13 protein-coding genes and 1 riboswitch are annotated in these 23,478 nt (G+C 61.7%); of the genes, 6 read left to right on the top strand and 7 right to left on the bottom strand.

Annotated elements, in window-relative coordinates; genetic code table 11:
* Positions 1–143: 143 nt before the first annotated feature.
* The 4 genes from HMPREF2749_RS00445 to HMPREF2749_RS00430 all read right to left on the bottom strand — a co-directional run bounded on the left by HMPREF2749_RS00445 (position 144) and on the right by HMPREF2749_RS00430 (position 6,719).
* Positions 144–2,555: a primosomal protein N' family DNA-binding protein gene (locus HMPREF2749_RS00445; protein ID WP_070592958.1), complete on the bottom strand. Its 2,412-nt coding sequence runs from the start codon at positions 2,553–2,555 to the stop codon at positions 144–146.
* 33 nt (positions 2,556–2,588) lie between these two features.
* Positions 2,589–3,794, bottom strand: coding sequence for a methionine adenosyltransferase (gene metK / locus HMPREF2749_RS00440; protein ID WP_005506182.1), 1,206 nt, complete (start codon positions 3,792–3,794; stop codon positions 2,589–2,591).
* 153 nt (positions 3,795–3,947) lie between these two features.
* Positions 3,948–5,888, bottom strand: a complete 1,941-nt coding sequence (gene uvrC / locus HMPREF2749_RS00435; protein WP_049353131.1) for an excinuclease ABC subunit UvrC — start codon at positions 5,886–5,888, stop codon at positions 3,948–3,950.
* Positions 5,889–6,038: 150 nt separating this feature from the next.
* Positions 6,039–6,719, bottom strand: a complete 681-nt coding sequence (locus HMPREF2749_RS00430; protein ID WP_044150489.1) for a lysophospholipid acyltransferase family protein — start codon at positions 6,717–6,719, stop codon at positions 6,039–6,041.
* Positions 6,720–7,349: 630 nt separating this feature from the next.
* On the opposite strand from HMPREF2749_RS00430, the gene HMPREF2749_RS00425 reads away from it, so the two are divergent.
* The 4 genes from HMPREF2749_RS00425 to HMPREF2749_RS00410 all read left to right on the top strand — a co-directional run bounded on the left by HMPREF2749_RS00425 (position 7,350) and on the right by HMPREF2749_RS00410 (position 12,266).
* Positions 7,350–9,767: a nitric-oxide reductase large subunit gene (locus tag HMPREF2749_RS00425; RefSeq protein WP_005509139.1), complete on the top strand. Its 2,418-nt coding sequence runs from the start codon at positions 7,350–7,352 to the stop codon at positions 9,765–9,767.
* Positions 9,768–9,769: 2 nt separating this feature from the next.
* Positions 9,770–10,612 (top strand): transposase, encoded by an 843-nt coding sequence (locus HMPREF2749_RS00420; protein WP_070592957.1) that lies wholly within the window; start codon positions 9,770–9,772, stop codon positions 10,610–10,612.
* A 298-nt stretch (positions 10,613–10,910) separates the two neighbouring features.
* Positions 10,911–11,684 carry a slipin family protein gene (locus HMPREF2749_RS00415; protein WP_005506196.1) on the top strand — a complete coding sequence of 258 codons (774 nt, stop codon included), beginning with the start codon at positions 10,911–10,913 and terminating at the stop codon, positions 11,682–11,684.
* Between the two features lie 114 nt (positions 11,685–11,798).
* Positions 11,799–12,266 (top strand): DUF1275 family protein, encoded by a 468-nt coding sequence (locus tag HMPREF2749_RS00410; RefSeq protein WP_070690218.1) that lies wholly within the window; start codon positions 11,799–11,801, stop codon positions 12,264–12,266.
* Positions 12,267–13,080: 814 nt separating this feature from the next.
* Here the strand turns inward: HMPREF2749_RS00410 and HMPREF2749_RS00400 are convergent.
* From HMPREF2749_RS00400 to HMPREF2749_RS00390, 3 genes are all read right to left on the bottom strand, one after another.
* Positions 13,081–14,838: a bifunctional hydroxymethylpyrimidine kinase/phosphomethylpyrimidine kinase gene (locus tag HMPREF2749_RS00400; RefSeq protein WP_246823463.1), complete on the bottom strand. Its 1,758-nt coding sequence runs from the start codon at positions 14,836–14,838 to the stop codon at positions 13,081–13,083.
* A riboswitch (TPP riboswitch) is annotated at positions 14,830–15,028 on the bottom strand. Its footprint overlaps the gene before it by 9 nt.
* 210 nt (positions 15,029–15,238) lie before the next feature.
* Positions 15,239–16,987: an ABC transporter ATP-binding protein gene (locus HMPREF2749_RS00395; protein ID WP_070592954.1), complete on the bottom strand. Its 1,749-nt coding sequence runs from the start codon at positions 16,985–16,987 to the stop codon at positions 15,239–15,241.
* Between the two features lies 1 nt (position 16,988).
* A complete protein-coding gene (locus HMPREF2749_RS00390) occupies positions 16,989–18,884 on the bottom strand; it encodes an ABC transporter transmembrane domain-containing protein (protein WP_070592953.1) in 1,896 nt (631 codons plus the stop codon).
* A gap of 394 nt (positions 18,885–19,278) precedes the next feature.
* Between HMPREF2749_RS00390 and HMPREF2749_RS00385 the strand changes: the two genes are divergently transcribed.
* Both HMPREF2749_RS00385 and HMPREF2749_RS00380 read left to right on the top strand, forming a co-directional pair.
* Positions 19,279–21,879, top strand: a complete 2,601-nt coding sequence (locus tag HMPREF2749_RS00385) for a DEAD/DEAH box helicase (protein WP_070592952.1) — start codon at positions 19,279–19,281, stop codon at positions 21,877–21,879.
* 69 nt (positions 21,880–21,948) lie between these two features.
* Positions 21,949–23,400 (top strand): alpha/beta fold hydrolase, encoded by a 1,452-nt coding sequence (locus HMPREF2749_RS00380; RefSeq protein WP_049341330.1) that lies wholly within the window; start codon positions 21,949–21,951, stop codon positions 23,398–23,400.
* Positions 23,401–23,478: the final 78 nt, after the last annotated feature.

Raw genomic sequence — 23,478 nt, 5'->3', positions numbered from 1 at the left:
CTACCCTTCAGCAGATGAGGCACCTTCGACATGCCTCTCACCTCCTCGCCTCTGCGCACAGCGCGCCCGCAAACCCGCGTGCTCAACGCCCAACCCGGGGCAAAAACCGCCCCTCACCAGAACACTACAGCACGACTAGAAAATCACAGCACGTCCAGGCCGTCACAGCGAATCTGAACCGGCCGCTCCCCCACGTTCTTCTTCAACGCCGCAATCGTTGCACGCGTAGCACGCAACTCACGGGTCACCTGCTGCGCAATGCCGTACGAAAAGAACATCAGGGTACGCCAATCGCCCTGAACCGGCGCCTCCTCAGAATCCTCCTCAAGAGACTCCGACCAGGCAAAATACCCCTGATCCAGAGGAACCGGACCCACAATACGCAACTGCTCACGCACCCGCTCCGGCAACGCAGAAGAGCCCAAGAACTCCTCCATGAAGGCGCGAACGTCCGCCTCCGCACCGGTCACCGCAGCCGTACGAACCGCCGGAGGCAGACCCGTCTGAGCGCGCTCCTCCAGCTCCCGGCGAGCAAACCACGCCGGATCCCAACGCACCAGCGCCTGCTCCACCGGCGACGGCGAAGCAGTCGTCACCACCGTGCCCTCAAGAGCCGCCGGACGAACCAACGCCGCCGCGTTCAACCAGCGACGCAACGCCGCCTCCGGGGCACGCAACGAATCAAAACGAAGCATCTTATCAGCGTCCAAAAGAAGCGCCGCCGCATAGCCGCCAAAAGCCACCGGCTCAGCACCCGGAGTCGCCACCACCAACGCAGGCTCAGGACCAACCGACGCCCGCACATGGTCACCCGCCGAAGAAATCACCGGAACATTCGGGAACGCACGACCCAACTCCTCAGCAGTACGAGTCGCACCCGCCGCCGAATAACGCCAATGCGTAAAACCGCACTCAGAACAACGCCACTGCTGCGCCAAATGGCCGCACCACGAACACGACGGAACCGACGAACCCGAAGCCACCGACAAAGGTCCGCTACACTCGCCACAACGCGCCGGCATGCGGCAACGCTCACACGAAAACGACGGAATATAACCGCTACGCGCCACCTGCACCAACACGGGACCACGCGCCAACGCCCGACGAGCATGCTCAAACGCCAGGTGAGGAATACGCGCCATCGCCGCCAACGGGTCACGCGCCAACTCAAACTCCGAACCCGTCGAAAAAATACGCGGCGAATAATCACGCACCAACGCACGCGGCGCACGCACATGAGATGCCCAACGGGTACGCACCAGACGCGCCGCCTCACTACTCATACTGAACCCGGCAAACAGCGCCGCAGTATTCTCAGCAGAAGCACGCAGAAGCAACACATCGCGGGCATGACAATACGGGGCGCGCTGCTCCACCAGCGAAGAATCGCCGTCATCCCAGCACACCACCAGGCCCAGGTTCGCCACCGGCGCGTAGGCCGCCGCGCGGGTACCAATCACCACCGGCACCTGCCCCAGGCGAGCCTTCACAAAACCGTGATAGCGAGTATGCGGAGTCGAATCAGAACTCAAACGCACAAACGAGTCAGCGGGCAGACGCTCGGCGAGCGCCGCCTCCAGAAGATCCAGGTTCTTAGCGGTCGGAACCACCGCAATAGCGCCGCGACCACTGGTAGCAGCAGCCGCGAGTGCGGTCGCCAAAACATCCGCCCACGTGTGCTCCAGGTGGCCGGGAAGAACCGTCATCACGGCGCGGGTCGCGGCACCGGCGGCAACATCTTCAATGAACTCCGCGCCGTTCTCGTAATCAGAGAAGACGGAGGCGGCATCCGGCGCGTCCGGGTTCAGCGCCGGCGAGTCCAGCACGAAGGGTGCGGGAGCGCCGGGGGTGGCAAGCCACGCGTACGGGTCGGTAGCGATGGAAGTAGCGGCGCTGGAGGCAGCGGAGGCGGTAGAAGGCCCAGATTCCGTGCTCTCGGAAGCCACATGCTCGGAAGCCGCGCTCTCGGGAGCATCGGAAGTGCTTACCGGAGCAGAATCACCCAAATACGCCGACTCGTAACCCGGCAGAAGAGGCGCGTACCTCTTATCCAGCGCGGCAATGCGCGGCGGCACCGCCAGGCGCAGTACGTTCGCCACCGTGGAGGCGTAACGGTCGGCAAGCGCCTCGGCAAGCGCAAAAATTTCGGGCGCAACAGAGGGCACACGCGACAGCACCGACTTGAGCGGCAGCAGCGAAGTGCGCGTCCAATCAGTCGTAGCGGCGCGCTCCTCAATGTAACCGGTCAGCTCGTGGCCGTTGAACAGCACGCGCACGCGGGCGCCGGGCACCGCATCCTCACTCAGCTCGGCGGGCACACGGTAATCAAACGTGCGGTCCACCTGCGGCAGGGTGCTATCCACGCGCACACGCGCCACAGGGTTCGGCACGCCGCTCGCCTCCAACTCAGCGGCAACGTTCACCGGCTCCGGGGCAGCCGGAATCAGGGCATCACGAAGAGCAGGAAATCCCTGCAACAGGTCAAGCTGTTGCAGGGATTCCTGCTGAGCACCCAACGGTGCCGAAGAGTTCGATTCAGAACTGCTCTGAGTCACCCGAATCAGCGTGCTCCTCTACCCTGACAGATATTAGGAGGAGGACACTGCCGAACGCAGTGCATCCACTCGGTTCAGGCGCTCCCAGGTGAATTCCGGCTCGGTACGACCGAAGTGGCCGTGAGCTGCGGTCTTCTTGTAAATCGGGCGGCGCAGATCCAGTTCGTTAATGATTGCCAGCGGGCGCAGGTCGAAGACCTCACGCACAGCCTTCTCAATCTTGATCGGGTCGACCTTCTCGGTGCCGAAGGTTTCAACGTACAGACCGACCGGCGCTGCCTGGCCGATAGCGTACGCAACCTGAACCTCGGCGCGGTCAGCAAGACCGGCACCCACAATGTTCTTCGCAACCCAACGCATTGCGTACGCTGCGGAACGGTCCACCTTCGACGGGTCCTTACCGGAGAACGCGCCACCACCGTGACGAGCCGAACCGCCGTAGGTGTCCACAATGATCTTGCGGCCGGTCAGGCCCGCGTCACCCACGGGGCCACCCTGAACGAAGCGGCCAGCGGGGTTCACAATGAACTTGGCGTTGGAGGAATCCAGCTCGACGCTACCCAGAACCGGCGCGATAACGTGCTTCTCAATGTCTGCACGCAGGTCAGCCAGGTCGTAGCTTGCGGTGTGCTGGCTCGAAACAACCACGGTATCCACGGAGACAGGCACGTTGTTCGAATCGTAGCCGAGGGTCACCTGAGTCTTGCCGTCGGGGCGCAGCTCGGTCAGCAGGCCGTCCTTACGGACCTTGGTCAGACGCTCAGAGAGGCGGTGCGCCAGCCAAATCGGGGCGGGCATCAGCACGTTGGTCTCGTTGGATGCGTAACCGAACATGATGCCCTGGTCGCCCGCACCCTGGCGGTCGTACTCGTCAGCAGCAATGCCCTGACGAACCTCGAGGGACTCGTACACGCCGGCGTTAATGTCCGGGGACTGCTCGCCAATGGACACGGACACGCCGCAGAACTCACCGTCGAAGCCGCGGGTAGAGGAATCGTAGCCGATACCCAGAATGGTCTCGCGCACGATGGAGGGGATTTCGACGTAGCTGGAGGTGGTCACCTCACCAGCAACATGCACCTGACCGGTGGTTACCATGGTCTCCACAGCAACGTTCGCTGCGGGATCCTGGGCAATAATGCCGTCAAGGATGGCGTCAGAAATCTGGTCACAAATCTTATCGGGGTGGCCTTCAGTCACCGACTCGCTGGTGAATAGGCGCAGATGGTTATTACTCACGGTTTCCACTCTACTGGTTGAGGGCGCGCGAAGATAGCGCGCTCGTAATGATGACGGTTTCCTTCAATTATGACACGTTTGTTAAGCGCCATTACGAGGCGGGGTGCTGCGTTCACACCCCGGGCGGGCCTTCACTCAGCGCCAGCCAGAGGATTAGGTCAGCGCCGCCAGAATCTTCTGAGCCAACGCCGGACCAATACCCGGCACCGCCGTCAGCTCCTCGGCGCTCGCCTGCTTAATCTGAGCCACCGACCCGAAGTGCTTAATCAGCGCGGCACGCTTCACCTCGCCCAAACCGGGCACCTCATCCAGGGCGGAGGCGACCATCGCCTTACCGCGCTTGGAACGGTGGAAGGTGATAGCGAAACGGTGCGCCTCATCGCGGATGCGCTGCACCAGGTACAGCGCCTGCGAAGTACGCGGTAGTACGACCGGGTAGTCGTCGTCCGGTAGCCACAGTTCCTCCAGGCGCTTAGCGATGCCGGCAACGTACACATCCGTAATGCCCAAATCGCTCAACGCGGCGGAGGCGGCAGCCACCTGAGGCGGGCCGCCGTCCACGAGCACCAGGTTCGGCGGGTAGGCGAACTTCGCCGGCTCGGGCGTGGAGGCGTCAATCTCGCCGGAGTGCACGGGGGCTGCTTCGCGCTCCGCCTGCTGCGCCAGATGCCTCTTGAATCGGCGGGTGATGACGTCGTACATACTGGCGGTATCGTCACGCGCGGCGTCGCCGGTAATGCTGTAGGTGCGGTAGGCGTTCTTTGCGGGCATGCCGTCCTCAAAGACAACCATGGAGGCGACCACGTTCGTGCCCTGCACATGCGAAATGTCGTAGCACTCGATGCGCAGCAGCGGGTCCGGTAGTTCCAGCGCTTCCTGCAGCTCCACGAGGGAGGCGCTGCGGGTGGTCAAATCGCCGGCACGGCGGCTCTTGTGCAGGGTCAGCGACTGGCGCGCGTTCTCGGCGACCGTCTTCATGAGCTCTGCCTTGTCGCCGCGCTGCGGGACGCTAATCTCCACGGGGCCACCGCGCACCTCCGCCAGCCAAGACGCCAGTTGCTCCTTATTCTCGGGCTCCACCGGCACGAGCACGGAACGCGGAATATCGTAGCTGTTCAGGCTCTTCTCGGCGTCCTTCTGGGAGGCGAGGCTCGCCGCAATATCGCTGTACACCTGCGCGATGAGCTGCTCGATGAGCTGTGCGTCGGTGCTGTCGTTGACCTTCTCCACGATCCAGCCGCGCTGGCCGCGGATCCTGCCGCCGCGCACGAAGAACACCTGAACGGACGCCTCCAGGTCGTCCTCAGCGTAGGCGAACAGGTCGGCATCCACGGTCGCGCCGAGCACCACGGCGTTACGCTCAAACGCCTTAGTCAGCGCGGCAATATCGTCACGAAGAATCGCGGCGCGCTCAAAGTCCATATCAGCGGCGGCGGCCTTCATTTCTGCGGTCAACTGGGCGATATGCTTCTCAGCGCCACCACCCATAAACCGGGTCAGCCCGCGCGCCAACTCGCGATGCTCCTCGGCGCTAATCTTGCCCACGCACGGCGCCGCGCACTTATCGATATAGCCGAGCAGGCAGGGCCGGCCACTATTCTTCGCGCGGTTAAACACGCCGTTCGTGCAGGTACGCACCGGGAAAACGCGCAGTAGCGCATCCAGGGTTTCACGAATCGCCCACGCCTGCGAGTACGGCCCAAAATAGCGCACGCCCTTACGGCGCTCGCCGCGAGTGACCATCGCGCGCGGGTACACGTCATTGACGGTAATCGCCAGGTACGGGTACGACTTATCGTCGCGGAACGCAATGTTGAAGCGCGGCGAAAACTCCTTAATCCAGGTGTATTCAAGCTGCAGCGATTCCATCTCGCTCGCCACCACGGTCCACTCCACGCTCGCCGCTGTATGCACCATCGCGTAGGTCTTCGGGCTCAGCGTCTGCGGGGACGCAAAATAGCTGTTGAGGCGGTTGCGCAGGTTCTTCGCCTTGCCCACGTAGATGACGCGGCCGTCGGCATCGCGGAAACGGTAAACGCCCGGGTCGGTGGGGATTTCGCCGGGGGCGGGGCGGTAGCTGGAAGGCTCTGCCATGGGTACTTTCTCCTCGCTCTACTGGGCTACCGGGGACATCCCAGGCTCACGCATACGACAAACCGCGCATCCTGCACCCATCTCCCCCAAAGCGCGGGGTCGGTGTGTGAATGCGCGGTTTAAGTCTACGCGGTATAGGCGGCGAGTGCCCTAGCCTGCGTCACGTGCGGCTGAGGGCGAAACGTTGTACTCATGCTTTCGCGCCTGACCGGACAGCTGAGCAATCTCATCCATGATCGTGTCGGTGGTGACGCGACGCTGCTTGCCGGTCATCTTCTCGCCGGTCTTCTCAAAGTAGAGCGGCTTGCCCACACGAATCGTGAAGCGGCGCGGGTAAATCATGTTCGAGCCGGGCTTCTGCAGGCGGTCGGTACCGATCAGGCCGACCGGAACCACGGGCGCGCCGGTCATGTGCGCCAGCCACGCCACACCAATCTTGCCACGGTACAGGTAGCCGTCGCGGGAGCGGGTGCCCTCGGGGTAAATGCCGAAGACCTTACCCTCCTGTAGCTTCTCCAGGGCAATGTCGAGCGCCTTGAGCGATTCGGAACGGTCGGAGCGGTTCACGGGAATAATATCCACGGCTTCGAAGAATGCCTTCATCATCTTGCCGCGCGGGCCGGGGGTGTTCACGTACTCAGCCTTGGCGAGGAACGCCACGCGGCGCGGCATCATGGCGGAAATAATGATGGAGTCCAGGAAGGACAGGTGGTTGGAGGCGACAATCACCGGGCCGGTGGCGGGGAAGTTTTCGAGTCCGGTCACGCGGGCGCGGAAGACGGTGCGCAGGATTCCGGTGACTGCTTTCTGGGTGGATTTGTAGAGAAGCACGTGAACTCTCCTGAGGTGCCGATAGATTGCGGGCTGTGGCGGCGGTCCGCCGTGGATGCGGGGTGAGTGGCCCCTTCTGAATATACGCCGCCAAAGAGCACAAAATCTGTACTGCGGTAACCTGTGCCGCAAAAAATTTGTACTGTGTTTAGTAGCGTCGGGTTTTATTATTCCACACCCGAGTGTAGGCACGTGAGGGGTGCCGCGCTCCCCTTCCACATGCTGGGATGCGCCTCCCACCCAGGTTCCTGTAAGTGCCCCGGCGGGAGCTCGAGTAGGAGCCTGAGTAAAAGCCCCGATTGAGGGAGTCTGCGCGGCTTCCAGCCCGGCGCATCCTCCCCCATTACCGGCGGGGAGGTGGCACGGAAGCTAAGGGTTCAACCTCAACGTAATATTTCAGGTTTTCCGCCTGATGATTACTGATTTCCCCGCCAAATAGCCGTGTCACATTATGACGCTACGTCAGCAAAGTTTCGTAAATGCGCATTTAATATGCAAAAATGAGAGCAGGGTGGGCTGTCGCACCTCCCTCAAGGACGATTCACCCTGAACATAGTGAGCCGCCCCTCCAGCGGATGTGCGTCGGGACCACTCCACCTACAAATTCCACGCACACTGGAGACATACACTATGGCTACAAAACCCGTCTCGCGTGCGCAGGCAGCAAAGATTGCCCGCCGCTCAGACACGGTCGGTGCCTATGCCGGAAAAGGCTGGGTACAGGCTGTTGCGTTTGTGATGCTCCTGGGCTTCACCATTATGGCAGTCCTTGCAATGCGCACCTACGCACTCTCCATGCCGCTCCCCGATAAAATCGTCGGCAACGACGGCAAAACTATCGCAACCCAAGAACAGATCCTGCACGGTCAGGAACTGTTCCAGGGACGCGGCCTGCAGCAGTACGGATCCGTGCTCGGTCACGGTGCCTACCTCGGCCCCGACTACACTGCAGAATACCTGCGCCTGACCACCGATGCTGCCGTCAAGGAGTACCGTGAACAGGGCAAGCAGGACCCCCGCGAACTCGTCAAGAACGAGTGGCGCAAGGAGAACAAGTACGACGAGCAGACTAAGACCATCACCTGGTCCGCTGGTGAGACCAAGGGCTACCAGCTCATGCTCAAGCACTACCGTGAAACCCTCATGAAGGGTGACACCTCGCAGGGCCTGTTCCCCAACGCCATTAAGAACGACGAAGAACTGCACGACATCGTCGCATTCTTCGGCTGGACCGCATGGGCATCGGCGGCAGACCGCCCCGACCAGCCCTACTCCTACACCAACAACTGGCCCTCCGAACCCAACGTGGACAACAAGCCCACCGCGGATCTGATGGTCTGGTCGGCACTCTCCCTGATTGCCCTCATCGGTGGTACCGGTCTGATGTTCGCTATCTACGGCCGCTGGTCCCGCGCTATCGGCTGGCACGCGGAAGAGGCACCCGTCCTCGACTTCCGTCAGCCCGACGAAGTTCGCCTGACCCCCTCGCAGAAGGCAGCCTGCCTGCTCTTCGCAACGATTCTGGTGCTGTTCCTGCTGCAGGCTCTGGTGGGTGCGCTCACCGAGCACTACCGTGAAGAACTCACCGGATTCTTCGGTATCGACATGGGCCAGTTGCTGCCCTACACGGTATCCCGAACCTGGCACCTTCAGCTCTCCCTCTTCTGGACCGCAGGCGCGTTCCTGGCGGGCGGTATCTTCATCGCCCCGCTGATTACCCGCCGCGAACCCAAGAAGCAGGGTCTGCTCACCTATGTTCTCATCGGCGCCGTGGTCTTCGTGGTCCTCGGCTCGCTGCTGAACGAATGGTTCTCTCAGAAGGGCCTCATCCCCAAGGAATTCACCGGCTTCTTCTCGCAGCAGTGGGAGTTCCTGGACCTGCCGCGATTCTTCCAGATCCTGCTCACCGCGGGTATGTTCATCTGGATTGTCATCGTCTGGCGTACCCTCTCCGCTCGCCTGAAGGGCTCGAAGAAGACCTCCCTGCCGTGGCTGTTCCTCTTCTCCGGCCTCGCCATCCCCATGTTCTACGCGGTCGGCCTGCTCGCAGGTCAGCGTACTCACGTGACCGTCGCCGAATTCTGGCGATTCTGGGTGGTTCACCTCTGGGTGGAGGACTTCCTCGAACTGTTCACCACCGTCATGGTGGCGTACATCTTCGTGCTGCTCGGCGTGGTCCGCGAGCGCATCGCGATCTCCATCATCATGATGGACGCCGTGCTCTACTCCGCCGGTGGTGTGATCGGTACTCTGCACCACACCTACTTCGTCGGTACCCCCTCCGAGCAGATGGCATTCGGTGCGTTCTTCTCGGCTGCTGAGGTTATCCCGCTGACCTTCCTGACCGTTGAGGCGTGGGGTTTCATGCAGCTGGGTGCTCGCCAGTACTCCAACCGCACCAAGCCTTTCCCGCACCGTTGGGCTGTTATGTTCCTGATTGCTGTGGGCTTCTGGAACTTCCTCGGCGCGGGTGTGTTCGGCTTCCTGATTAACCTGCCGATCGTGTCCTACTTCGAGATTGGTACCGCGCTGACCGCAAACCACGCACACGCATCCATGATGGGTGTGTACGGTATGCTCGCAATCGCGTTCGCGGTGTTTGGTCTGCGCTACCTGATCCCTGAGGACAAGTGGCCTGAGAAGGGTCTGAAGTTCTCCTTCTGGACCCTGAACATTGGTCTGCTGTGGATGTCCTTCATCTCGCTGCTGCCGCTGGGTATTGCTCAGCTGTACAAGTCCGTGGGTGAAGGCTACTACGAGGCTCGTTCCTTCGCGTTCATTCACGACGGTGCTTCCGCCGTGATGGGTTGGATGCGTATGCCCGGTGACGTGATCTTCCTGGTCGGCATTATCCCGCTGATTAAGCTGGCGCTGCTGGGTATCAAGGAGATCTTCTCCAAGAACGCTAAGGAAACCGTCCTGGAGCTGCCCGAACCGCCGCTGTACGAGGTGGTTGAGGACGCTCGCATCGCAGAGTTCGCCGGCGCTAAGGCTGCCGAGGAGCTGCCCGAGCAGACCAGCCCCTACCGTAGCGATCGTCGAGGCTAACCATGCCTGAGCAGATTGCTGGAGTTTCTTTCCTCGTGTGGCTGGCCTGCGTGTACGCGCTCGGCCTGGTCGCCGTGGGTTGGGGCTTCGATATTCTCGCCAAGCGCACCAGCCAGCGCATGGTGGCGGCGCGAACCTTCGGGTTCACCTACCACCAAGAGAGCGACGCGTGGCTCTGCCCCGAAGACCAGTGGCTGTGGGCGACCGCATTCGACTCGGATAACCGAGTGATGCGTTACCGCGCCACGCCCAGCGTGTGCAACACCTGCCCGATTAAGGACAGTTGCACCGTCTCTGCGAACGGCCGCGAGCTCACCCGCGAAGTGGATGAATGGCCCTACTCCGAGTCGGGTCGTTTCCACCGCGGGCTGGCGGTTGCTGTCTCGCTGCTGGGCGTGGTCATCCTGATTGGTGCCGCCATCGTCTGGCACTCCCCGCTGGAGCTTCTGGTGGAGGGTGCCGCCGCGGTGGTCTGCCTGTCGCTGACCTACCCGCTGGCTGTGAAGCTCATGCGTTCCCCCGCGAACTTCGAGAACGATCCGAAGCATATTCACGCATCCACCGCTGACGAATCGGTGAACGTGAAGATGGACCGTTTCGCGGCAAAGTGGGGTGGCGTGTCGAATGAGCGTAAGCGCCGTACCGAGCAGACCCGCAAGCAGATGATTGCGGATGCAACCCTGCCGGTTCGTACCTCTGTCCTCGACCCGGACCGCCCCGCATGGAGCGGTACCGGCACCTCGGTGAAGCGACTGCACAAGACCACGAACGAGGTCCTGCAGGAGCAGAACCTGGCTGAGGTTGAGGCGGCTGAAAAGCTGGCAGAGCAGATGGCGAAGAAGTAGCGCTGCACAAGTTTTTCCGTTCCGGCGGCTGACCGGCTGGCTGGTCCCGTCTGTTAGCTTCGGCGGCTACCCTGCGTGGAATTCTCTTTTATTCCTCTTGTGAGGTTTCCATGCGGGGTACCGCCGAGGCGCCGACCCGCCGCGACGTGCGCCGGGACGGAAAATTCCCCTCCCAAACTCCCCACACAGCCCGGTACCGGGCAACACCCACTACCTACACCCTTACTACCTGCACCGTACGAGGCGCGGGCAGGTGGGCACACATACCGTCCTCCCCCAATACTTGTGAAGGAAAACCATGGATCCCGTCACTCTGGCAACTATCCTCATCCCAGTTGCCGTCATTGTTCTTTTTATTCTGATTCGTATGTTCCGCGTCATCCCCGAATACGAGCGTGGCATCTCCTTCCGTTTCGGCCACCTGCGTTCGGAGCTGAAGCCCGGCCTGAACGTCGTATTCCCCCTGGTTGATTCCCTGCAGCGCGTTGACATGCGTGTTATCACCCTGACCATTCCCCCGCAGGAAGTCATCACTAAGGACAACGTTCCCGCCCGCGTGAACGCCGTGGTCCTCTTCCGCGTGACCAACGCCAAGAATGCCGTGCTTGAGGTCGAGAACTACCCCATTGCCACCAGCCAGATTGCGCAGACCACCCTGCGTTCTCTGCTCGGCCGCGTTGACCTGGACACCCTGCTCGCACACCGCGAAGACCTGAACGAGGACCTGCGCTCCATCATCGGCTCCCGCACCGAGCCGTGGGGTATTCAGGTGGAGCTCGTCGAAATTAAGGACGTTGAGATTCCCGAGGCTATGCAGCGCGCCATGGCTCGCGAGGCTGAGGCTGAGCGTGAGCGCCGCGCAAAGATCATTTCGGCACGCGGTGAGCTGGAGGCCTCCAGCGAGCTGAAGGAAGCATCCGACATTCTGAGCCAGTCCCCCGCCTCCCTGCAGCTGCGTTACCTGCAGACCCTGCTGGAGCTGGGTGCCGACCAGAACTCGACCGTGGTCTTCCCGCTGCCCATGGACGTGATCGGTCCGCTTGTGGGTGCGCTCAAGGGTGAAAGCAAGTAGACTGTAGACCTTGCATCTTCTGAGGCACCTACGTGCCTATCGCAAAAACCTCGAGTACCATAGGTGCTCGAGGTTTTTGCATGCCCGGATCTTTTTTCACCACCGAGGACCACGATGACTGCCCGCTTTGCACTTTTTCTTTCCAGGATTCCAACTCCGCGCCGCTACGGGCGGATTATGGCGCTTCTCTTAGCATCCCTGGGTGGAGCGGTAGATGTTTTCTCTCATATTCATTACAAAGCTTTGGTTGCCACGCAGACCGGTAATTTTATCCTTCTCATTGCTGATATGAGTCACAGTTCGCAGCACGCTATTCACCTGCGTTGGCTCTCAGTGATTTTCTTTAGCCTGGGGTACCTGGGCGGTCATCTTCTGCACGATCTTTTGGGGCAGAGGGCACACCTGAAACACTGGCGTATTTTTACTCTGGTGCCCTTCCTCCTCGTCTGTTTTGTGACTCCTCTGATTCACCGGGTGAGCGAGCACGGGGTTCAGGTGGGGGCGTTAGCGTTCACTATTGGCCTGCTCATTCATGCACTTGCAGACACCCGTATTGGTGAGAACCGTTTTCCCTGTTTATGACCAGCGGAAATTGGCGCAAAATGTTAAGCGCCTGGTACACGGCCGGTGCCCTCTATACCCGTGCTATAGCTAATGCTTGCAGCACCCGGAGGGAGCGTGTTGTTAGAAGGCGTGTTGAGGCTCGTCACCCGTCAGCGGATACCTCCCCCGCCCTGCCTGAGGACGAAGGACGCCGCACCCGCAGACGTGCTCTGATGACGGCTTTAGATTACTCCCTGGTGGTCGGGGGATTTGTCGCCGGTGTGATTGCGATGGCTCTCCTAGATCATCTGGTAGGTAGTATCTCTCTGTGGTTTGTCGGGTGTTTGGCAGTTGGAGCGTTCTGGGTGGGGTTCCGGGCCGAGAAAAATGAAGATGCGGATAACGAAGCTGAGGCTCAGAGCTAATCCAGCTCCCCTTCCCTGATGTACTAGCCTGATGCACTAGCCGCGGCGGCTGATTCGCAATGGTTAGACATATAGAAATATCCCGTGCAGATGAGAGTATCTGCACGGGATATTTCTATGCCGAACATTCTTCGCGAAAGCGAGAAGGAAGGCGTTTGGCCCGCCGCGGGGGTTGGATGAGGTGGTTGCGACGGGCCAAACTGGTCGGTTACACGCCGTAGAGGTGCGGGCGCGGCAGGTACATCAGCCAGTTGGGTGAGGGCCGGAATCCTGCCGCTAACGGTTTTCACCGACGCCTTAAGCATAACCGGCAAGGCTCCCGAACCTGCGGTAGCTTGAGTGAAGCATCAATCACCCATCTCACGCCATGCCGGGGCGGTATTCAGCCCAAAAATCGGCGCCTATCATCTAGCGCAGCGCCCGGCAAACTAACGCAATGCTCGGTGTGCCTGGTCAAAGAACTCACGCTCGTACACGCACGCCGACAGGTACGCCTGCGCCGCACGCACACGCTGAGCCGGTGAAGCCGCCTCGAACGCACGCTCCACCTCCGCGAGGCTACGTGCCACATCCGCGGCGAACTCTTCGCCACCGTACATGCTCAGCCACTCCGCGTACGGGTGGTCCGCGTGATTCTGCGAGGAGAGCACAGCGCCCACCTCTTCGTACAGCCAGTAGCAGGGCAGGATTGCCGCGGCACCGACCACGTAATCATCACCGGCAGCGGAGGCACGCAGGAAATTCGTGTACCCCATCGTAATCGGCGAGGGCCCACCCAGACGCGCACGGTTAGCCAGCCAGCCCTCGTGCAGCTGCGATTCGGCGGCAATCGCCTCATGCGCGCCAGCTGCCCAGTGCACCTGCGCCTCAGCGGTGTCAGCACGCGCCGAGAGAGTCGCGAGCGCACGCGAATAATCACGCAGGTAGAGGGCGTCCTGGTCCAGGTAGAAGGCGAACAGGTCCTCGTCGAGGGTGCCGTCACCGAGGGCGCGTACGAAAGGCAGGTCCAGGATCTGGTGCCAGGTTTCGCCACCGGCTGCCCAGAGGGCGGCGGTCCAGGGACCGGCGGGCTTTACGACGGCTTCACCGGCGGGTACGGGGCTGACCGGCAGCAGACGCTCCGGGCTGGTGCCGTCCAGAGTATTGCCCTCAGAGTCGGTGGTGGCGAGCAGGTGATGCCACGGGTACGCGGAGGCGGCAGCCTCCAGACGGCGGGCACGGGCGGCGTGGTCCACCGGGCCGTGGCCCTCACCGGAGCCGACCTGCAGACCGGCACCTGCGGCAATGGATTCGTGGAGCCAGCGGGTGCTCCACTGCAGGGCGCGGTGGGTGTCTTCGCTGGTCAGAACGCTCTGCTGGCCTGCGGTGTGTTCTGCGACTTCGGCGTGCTGGAGCAGCTCCACTCCCAGGCGGGTTGCCAGCGATGAGGACAGGGAGCATCCGGTGCCGTGCGTATTGCGGCTGTCCAGGCGCGGGGTGCGCACGTGCGCGCAGGTGCCGTCCGGGAAGACCGCGGTGTTACCGGCGTCCTGACCGCACAGGTGGCCGCCCTTCACAATCACGGTGGTTCCGGTCGCCGCCGCAAGGTTCGCCGCCTGCTCATGCGCCTCATCGAAAGTCTGAGCGGGCTCCTTCTCACAGAGCACGGCGAGCTCCGGAATGTTCGGGGTAATCACATTCACGAGCGGCACGAGGTCGCGCAGCGCCTGCTCCGCTTCCGCCTGCAGCAGGCGGTCACCGCTGGAAGCAATCATGACCGGGTCGAGCACGACCACGGGCACGGGATGCTCGCTCAGCCAGGTGCGGACGGTGCGAATCGTGTCTGCGTCGCCGAGCATGCCGATTTTCACGGCGTCAACCGTGACGTCATCAAAAACGGCGGCAAGCTGCGCGGTCAAAAATTCCAGGGGCGGGGTGAATACTTCACGAACCCCGCACGTGTTTTGGGCGACCAGTGAGGTGGTCACACACATGCCGTAACCGCCGGATGCGGCAATGGACTTGAGGTCCGCCTGGATACCTGCACCGCCGGAGGGGTCGGTTCCCGCAATGGAGAGAACCCTCGGCACCCGAGCTGTCTGGGGTACCCCGGATGCTCCGGAGGCGCTCGCGCCGGGTGCAGGGTTGGAGAGGGTCGAGGGGTTGGAGGTGGGTGCGCACGAGGGCGCGGTAGGCTGCTCTGCCATGATCGATAATCCCTTCGCTAGTTCGAACTAGAGCAGGTTCAATGGGTGATTCTCTCAGCCTTGAGTGTTATTACGCCGTTTCGTGCGCCCGCTGTGCTGTAGCTCTTCGCTGTGCCGTAGCCCTTCGTTGGGCGGTCAGTTGGGCGGGTTAGCGGGTCGCGGGCGTCTCAAGGCACCCCATATCGCTCTGCCAGGTTATCACAATGATTCTCCGTAGCTAAAAGTTCTGCGGGTAACAAGTGAATCTCTCCGAAATTTTCGTTTGAGTCTTGCACTCTTGCGAGTGCTCCCGCCGCCGATTTCAGTGCACCCTTGTACGGAAACCACCCGTTAAACACGTAGTGCCCGGCACCGCTTCACACGGTACCGGGCACTATCAGCCGGGCACTATCAGCCGGGTTTAGGTCAGGGCGAAAATCTCTGCCGGTGAACCCTCCGCAATGATCCTACCCTCGTGCAGCAGGACCGCGCGGTCAGCCAGCGAGGCGATACGCGCATCGTGCGAAATGATCAGCACCGCACGGTTCGCCAGCACGGCGCTCAGGGACTCGGTTGCGTCCGCGAGCTCCAGCTGGGTGGTGGACTCGTCCAGAATCACGGCGTGCGGGTCAGCAAGCACAATACGTGCCAGCGCCAGCTGCTGAATCTGGTCGCGGGTCAGCGGCGAATCCGCGCCGCTCACGACAGTATCCATGCCCTGCGGCAGGTCGCGCCACCAGCGGGCACCGATAGCGTCCAGTGCCTCGCCCATCTGCTCGACGGTTGCATCCGGCACGACCACCGTAAAGTTATCGGCGAGAGTACCGAAGAAGACGTGCGCTTCCTGGGTGCAGACCAGCAGGCGCGGGCGGCCGTCGGCGGCGGCATCGGTCGGGAAGTCGCCGTGACCGACCGGGCGACCCATCACGGTGATGGTGCCGTCCAGGGCGGTCAGCGAACCACCAATCAGACGAGCCAGGGTGGTCTTACCCGAACCGGAACGGCCCACCAGGGCGAGCGCCTCACCGCGGCGAATCTTCAGGTTGATACCTTCCAGAACGAGGGCGTCGGGCGAGTAGCCGTAGGAGACGTCGGTGCAGTCAATGGCGTACTGCGGGTCCTTCACGGCTTCATCCGAGACGGCGGCGAACGCTTCGGCACGGTGCTGTGCACGCGCCTCACGCTGCTTCTTCGCCAGGGAGACCACACCGAACACGCGGCCCATGTTCACGAGCATGATGCGCAGGCTGCTGACGTGGTGGTTCAGCATGTCGGCGAGGATTCGCAGGCTGAAAACCATGACCGAGGCGGTCGCTACGGCGCCCCAGGAAGCCCAGCCGAGAGCCACGCAGGCGGCGCCCCAGAGCATGCACAGAACCGTCGGGATCCAGGCGTTAATAGCGTCCACGGTGAAGTACAGCTGGCGGATGCGCACCATGCCCAACTGCGCGGCAAACTGGCGCTTGTTCTCACCGGCGAAGGCGTCTTCGCGGGCGGTGTGAACGCCCAGCTCACGGATCGTGGAGGTGCCGCGAATGTTCTCGGTCAGCACGCTGTTGAGGTCGCTCACGCGCTCCTGGGCGGTCTGGTTGCGTGCCGCCATGAGCGGTAGCATCTTCGACATGATGAGGGCAAGACCGGCAATCATGGGCAGCATAATCAGACCCATTGCGGGGCTCACAAACGCCAGGGAGATCGTGGAAACCAGGAAGTACAGGACCACGTAGATTGCACCGAGAAGGTCTGTGCTGACAGCGTTTGCTGCCGAGGACAGGTCGTCGGTCACGCGGGTGAGCAGGTCGCCGCTGCCGGCTTCTTCCACGGTGCGTGCATCCAGGTCGAGGGTGCCGTCGAGGGTGTCCTGGTTGGCATCACGGGTGACGAGCGCACCCAGTCGGGCCGCACTGTACGAGGAGACCATGAGGGTTATCGCCTGCACGATGAACGCCGCCAGGATAATCAGAATCGGCTGCCACGGGTAGCTGGAAAACTTGCCCGCCACCACGTCGTCCACGGTGGCACCAATCTGCAGGGGCACCACCGCACCCATGAGGGTGCTGACCATGTAAATGACGAAGGTGTAGAGGGCTCGTCCCTTATGCACTGCGAGGTAGTTCCACATGCGGCGTGCCACGTAGGCGGGGGTTTCGATGGGGAGCTGCTTTGCCATGCTAGTTCACCTCCTGATTCTGAGTGGTTTCGGTCTGAGCAGTTTCAGACTGAGCGGTTTCCGGGTAGCCGTCGCGTTCCATGCGGCGGGTCGTCTCCGCGGTCGTGGAGACAACGTAGACCTGCTCCAAATCCTGTAGCAGGCCGGGGTAGCCGACGGGCAGGCGGTCGCTACCGATCTGGGTTTCCATCGCATCGTAGATGTAGCGCTGGCTGGGTTCGTCCACGGAGTTCAGCGGCTCGGTCAGGATGAGCACCTGCGCGTCCTGTGCGAGTGCGCGGGCGAGCGCCAGACGCTGACGCTGACCACCGGAGAGGTTCGCGCCTTCGCTGGTGATGCGGGCGGCGAAGTAGTCTTCGGGGTTGCGTCCGCCCAGCCGGTAGGCGATTTCGCGGGAGTCGGTAATCTTCAGCAGTTCCTCATCCTTCGCCTGTGCCAGCTCCTCGTCGGGGTTCGGCACGGTGCCCAGGCGCAGGTGCTCCTGCAGGGTTCCCGCAAAAATCATGGGGTTGGGTTCGCTCAGCAGCACGCGGCGGCCGGAGGCGTCCTTGAGGTCCTCTCCCCCGCGGCGTAGGGTGCGGGCGAGCGCCTCGGCGTAGTCTTGCGCGGTGAGGTTGTAGTCGCGCGGATTGACGTACACGATGCGCGGGTTGCTTGCACCGGCGGGGGCAACGGGTACGGGCACCTTCAGGGTGCTCGCCTCGACTGCCTGTTCGGCGCGTGCCAGCTGCGCCATTTCTTCGTCGGTGCGCGGGCTCTTCAGCACGCCCTGGCGTACGCCCGCGTGACCTTCGAGACGGGCGACCTTGGCGAGCGCAATCTTGGCGTATCGCCATGCGGTGAGGAAGTTCTGGGTAATCCAGATGGGGCCGCCCATCATCGCGATAATGGAGGCGACGGTCACCAGGGACGCGGCGGGTGTGTCGGATACCCAGCGGCCGTTTTCGACGTGGCCGGTGAGGGCAAAGCCGATGCCGAGCAGGGTCACGGCACCGCCGAGCAGCGCGCGGATGAGGAACATCCAGCGGTGCGTCTTTTCGTAGCGCATGTAGCTGTCGAAAACTTCGTCGGTGCCGCGGTGGTAGCGTTCACGCATCTGCTCTTCGGCGCCGAGGCCGGCGATGGTGCGCAGACCGGTGGCGATGTCGGAGGCGCGTGAGGAGGCTTCGCCGTCCTTTTCACGGTATTCGCCGATTTTGGATTCGAGGAAGGTCGAGTACCAGGCGATGACGCCGACCACAATGAGCGTGCCGATAAGGGTGACGACCGCGGTGACGGGGTTGATGAGCCAGAGCTGCACGGCACCGAGGGTCGCGATAATCATGGCGTTGACGAATAGCGGCAGTGAGAAGTAGACGTCCGTGATGCGGCGTACGTCTTTGTTCATGACGGTGACTGCTTCGCCGGAGTCTACGCCGGTGCGGGTTTTGCCCATGAGTCGGTTGATGTAGATGCGCCAGTCGCGGCCGAGTTCTGCACTGAGGGTCATGGAGGTACCCCAGCCAAAGAACTCGTTAATCACGATGAAGGTGATAGATGCGATGACGACCCAGAACATGGGCCAGGCGTCGGGTGCTTTGCCAGCGATGTGCTGGTTGATGAATTGACCCACCATGACGGGGATCAGGATTGCGCCAATACCTGCGGTAGTTTCACCCACGATGGGGATTGCCCAGCGGTGCCAGGGGTATTTGTGTCCGGGCGCGGTGACGCGCAGGGCGAGGCGCTTTTTGAGGGCTTCTTCTTCGGCCTTGCGCAGTTCGCTGCCGGTTATTTCCGGTGCAGATTTTTTCTGAGCGGCTTTTTCCTGCGTGGTTTTGTTATGCATGGATTCTTCATGCGTAGCTTCTTCACGCGCGGCGTTTTCTTGTGCCTTGTCAGCGTTGTATTCAGTCATTCAACGTCTCTCCTTTCTCTTACCCTATTCCTTTATCAATGTGGCACGCAACACTATTTACGCAATAGATGGGCGTGTCGTCATTTATGCAACGTATTTTGGGGCGTGTATCGACCGCACAGTATGGTCCGGCATCAATCGGCGGACTTGAACCTAGGCGGTAATTTATGCGGCATGGAACCCTGCGGTGTGAGGCTCTGCAGTGTGGAGCCCTGTGCCTTTGACCTTCTGAGCGCCAGGTTGTGCATCACTGCATCTAAAACGCTTTATTCCACCCTACCTGAACTTTAGGTTTTCCCGCATTAGAGCACGCGACTTTGCACCTATGCCGAGTTGTTCCCTCGTAACGATAACGCCCCCGCGCCCGCGCTATTCCCGATAGACTGGAATCCTCATGAGTATTTTGAATTTTCTTTCTCCCTCGCTGGGTGAGAATCCCGGCGACTACAATCGACGCGATTTTAAGAGCAACCCCCTCACCGCCGAAGAAATCTATGAGGCGTTCACCGAGTGGATTTCGACCCGCGGTATGACCCTGTACCCCGCCCAGGACGAGGCCGTTCTGAGCATTGCCGCCGGACATAACGTGGTGCTGGCAACCCCGACCGGTTCCGGTAAGTCCACGGTGGCTGTTGCCGCGCATTTTACGGGCCTGGCGACCGGTCAGCGCTCCTACTACACCGCCCCCATTAAGGCGCTGGTATCTGAGAAGTTCTTTGACCTAATCAATATTTTTGGCGCCGAGAACGTGGGCATGATTACCGGCGACTCCGCCATTAATACGGAGGCGCCCATTATCTGCTGCACCGCGGAAATTCTCGCCAATATTGCCCTGCGCGAGGGTAAGGATGCGGACCTGTGCCAGGTCATCATGGACGAGTTCCACTTCTACTCTGACCCGCAGCGCGGCTGGGCGTGGCAGCTTCCCCTGCTGGAGCTTCCGCAGGCGCAGTTCCTGCTGATGAGCGCAACCCTGGGCGATACGACTCGCTTCCAGGAGGAGATGACGGCGCTGACCGGCCGCGAGAGCGACCTGGTGGCGCATTCTGAGCGTCCCATTCCGCTGCATTTCTACTACTCCACCACCCCGGTTCAGGAGACGGTGCAGGAGCTCGTGCAGACCAAGCAGACTCCGGTCTACATTGTGCACTTCTCGCAGAAGGCGGCGCTGGAGCAGGCGAACGCGCTGCTGTCGGTGGCTATTGCTTCGAAGGAAGATAAGGAACGCATCGCGGAGCTGATTGCGAAGTTCCGTTTCGGTCCGGGCTTCGGTAAGGCGCTGAATAAGCTGGTGCGTGCCGGTATCGGTATTCACCACGCGGGTATGCTGCCCAAGTACCGCCGCCTCGTGGAGCAGCTGGCTCAGGAGGGTCTGCTCAAGGTGATTTGCGGTACCGACACCCTGGGTGTGGGTATTAACGTGCCGATCCGTACCGTGCTGATTACGGCGCTGTCGAAGTTTGACGGTGCCCGTAGCCGCCGTCTGCGTGCCCGCGAGTTCCACCAGATCGCTGGACGCGCCGGCCGCGCCGGTTTTGATACCGCCGGCACCGTGGTGGTTCAGGCACCCGAGCACGATATTGAGAACGCTCGCCTGCTGGCTAAGGCTCAGGCGAAGTTCGGTGACGACACCAAGCGCATTAACCAGTCGCTGTCCTCCAAGCGTAAGAAGGCGCCGGAAGGGTTCGTTGGCTGGTCCGAGAAGACCTTCAAGCAACTGGTAGAAGCCGCCCCGGAGCCGCTGACCTCCTCCTTCGACATCACCCATTCGATGCTACTGAACCTGATGCACCGCCCGGAGAACCCGGTCATTGCCGCGTACCGCATCATTCAGGAGAACCACGAGAGCCCCGCGCGCCGCCGCGAGCTGCTGCGCAAGGCAATCGGCATCTACAAGGAGCTGCTGACCGGCGGCGTGATTGAGCGAACCAACACCCCGGACGAGCACGGCTCCTACCTGCGCCTGACCGAGGACCTGCAGGATAACTTTGCCCTGAACCAGCCACTGTCCGCTTTTGCGGTCGCCGCGCTGGAACTGCTCGACCCCGAATCCCCCAGCTACGCACTGGACGCGCTCTCCCTCATTGAGGCGACCCTGGATTCGCCGAACCAGGTGCTGTACGCGCAGGAACGCAAGGCGAAGAACGAACTGTCGGCACAGTTGAAGGCGGACGGTGTGGACTACACCGAACGCATGAACGAGCTGGACAAGGTCACCTACCCGCAGCCTCTGGCGGAGCTCATTGATCAGGCGTACACGACCTACAAGCAGTCCGCGCCGTGGGTTGCACGTTTTGAGCCGCGCCCCAAGTCGATTGTGCGTAACATGTACGAACGCGCGATGGGCTTCAACGACTTCGTGCAGTACTACTCGCTCGAACGTGCCGAGGGCGTGCTTCTGCGTTACCTCTCTGACGCGTACAAGGCGCTGCGCCACACCATCCCCGATTCTGCCGTGACCGACGAGCTTGACGACATTATCGAGTGGCTCGGCGAGCTCGTGCGCCAGACCGACTCCTCCCTGGTGGACGAGTGGGAGAAGCTGGCTGCCGGCGAAGACACCGCGACCATTGCCGCCGAGCACGCCTCCATCGAGGAGGAAGAGCCTCCCGCCGTGACGAAGAACCTGCGTGCCTTCCGCGTGATGGTGCGCAACGCCCTCTTCCGCCGTGTGGAGCTCTTCGCTGACGAGCGTGACCGCGCCCTGGGCGCCCTGGACGAATGGTGCGGCTGGGATGCCGACCGCTGGGCGGACGCCATGGACGACTACTTCGACACCTACGACGACATCTACACGGACGCCGACGCACGTTCGCCTCGCCTGGTCAGCATGGACGAAGACACCGCCGCTCACCCGGGCGTATGGAAGGTTCAGCAGAGCTTCGCCGACCCCGAAGATAACTTTGACTTCGGTATTCGTGCCGAGGTCGATTTGGCGGCATCCGATGAGGCGGGTTACCCGGTGCTGAAGATTCTGAGCGTGGGCGAGTTCTAAGACTCCGCCTGAGGCTCTGCCACGATGTTGCCCATAGTGGGCTAGAATACAGAGTATCTATCTATTTGAATGAAAGAAGGTTCACCGTTGACCGTTTCTTCGCTTCCCAAGGTTGAGTACCGCAAGGGTTCGGTCGTCAAGCACGACGGCTACGAGATTACCGACCACTGGTTCCAGGTTCCCCTGACCCACGGTCTGATTTTCTCCAAGGGCAAGGATGCCGCTCTCTCCTCCCGTTTCGCGGACCAGACCATCACCGTGTTCGCCCGCGAGGTTGTGAGCACCAACGAGACTCTGACCGTTTCGGCTGATAAGCGTCCTTACATTGTGTACCTGCAGGGCGGCCCCGGTTTCGGTTCGCCGAAGACCGGCTCCATTGGCGGCTGGATTGCTGAGCTGGCGAAGTCTCACCGCGTGGTTCTTCTGGATCAGCGCGGTACCGGCATGTCTTCCCCGCTGTCTGCTCGCAACATCACCGCTGTGGGTGACGCGCAGGTTCAGGCTGAGTACACTGAGCTGTTCCGTGCGGACTCCATCATTGCTGACGCGGAGGCTGTCCGCGAGGTGCTGCTGGCTGACCGTGCCGACAAGCGCTGGTCCACCATTGGTCAGTCCTTCGGTGGCTTCCTGACCCTGTCCTACCTGTCGTTCGCACCGCAGTCGCTGCGTGACTGCCGCATCACCGCGGGCCTGGCGCCGATTCGCACCTCCGTGGACAACGTCTACCAGCACACCTTCGACCGCATGAAGGAACGTGTTGAGGAGTACTACAGCTGGTTCCCCGAGGACGCTGAGCTCGCTACCCGCATTGCTGAGCACCTGCGCACCCACAAGGAGTACCTGCCCACCGGTGAGCGTCTGACCGATCACCGCTTCCAGATGGCCGGCCATTTCCTGGGTGGCCGCTGGCGCGAGCGCGGTCTGCACTACTTCCTGGAGACTGCTTTCGCTGAGGGTAACGACCACCTGTCCGATCAGTTCCTGACCGCTATGGGTGCCGAGGTGACCTTCCAGGCGAACCCGCTGTACGCCCTGATGCACGAGACCATTTACGCTGACGGCCCCGCTGACGGCGTTCTGCCCGGCATCCCCGGCTACGAGCTGTCCCCCTCCCCCGCGCCGACCAACTGGTCTGCTGCTCGCGTGGCGGCTTCCCGCCCCGAGTTCGCACCGGATGCGGACCGTCTGCTCTTCACCGGCGAGCACATCTTCCCCTGGTACTACGAGGAGGATCCCTCGCTGCGTCCGCTGGCTGAGGTTGCAAACCTGCTGGCTGAGAAGAAGGACTGGGGCCGCCTGTACGACCACGCACAGCTGCACAAGAACGAGGTTCCCGTGGTGGCTGCGGCGTACAACCCGGACGTGTACGTGGACTTTGAGCACTCCATGGAGACCGCTCGCTGGGTCGGCAACACTCAGGTGTGGACCTCGAAGACCCACCACCACGACGGTTTCGGTTCTGACTCGCTGACCATTCTGGGTCACCTGAAGAACATGCTGGCTGAGGTTCACAACCAGTAATTCTTCTGAAATATCTCTGATATAGCTAAAGCCCCTCACCCCGGTTTGAACTGCGCCCCGAAACTTGGACGCATTAAA

The organism is Rothia sp. HMSC075F09 (assembly GCF_001810515.1).
Taxonomy (GTDB): domain Bacteria; phylum Actinomycetota; class Actinomycetes; order Actinomycetales; family Micrococcaceae; genus Rothia.
This window is presented reverse-complemented; position numbering and strand designations above follow the sequence as displayed.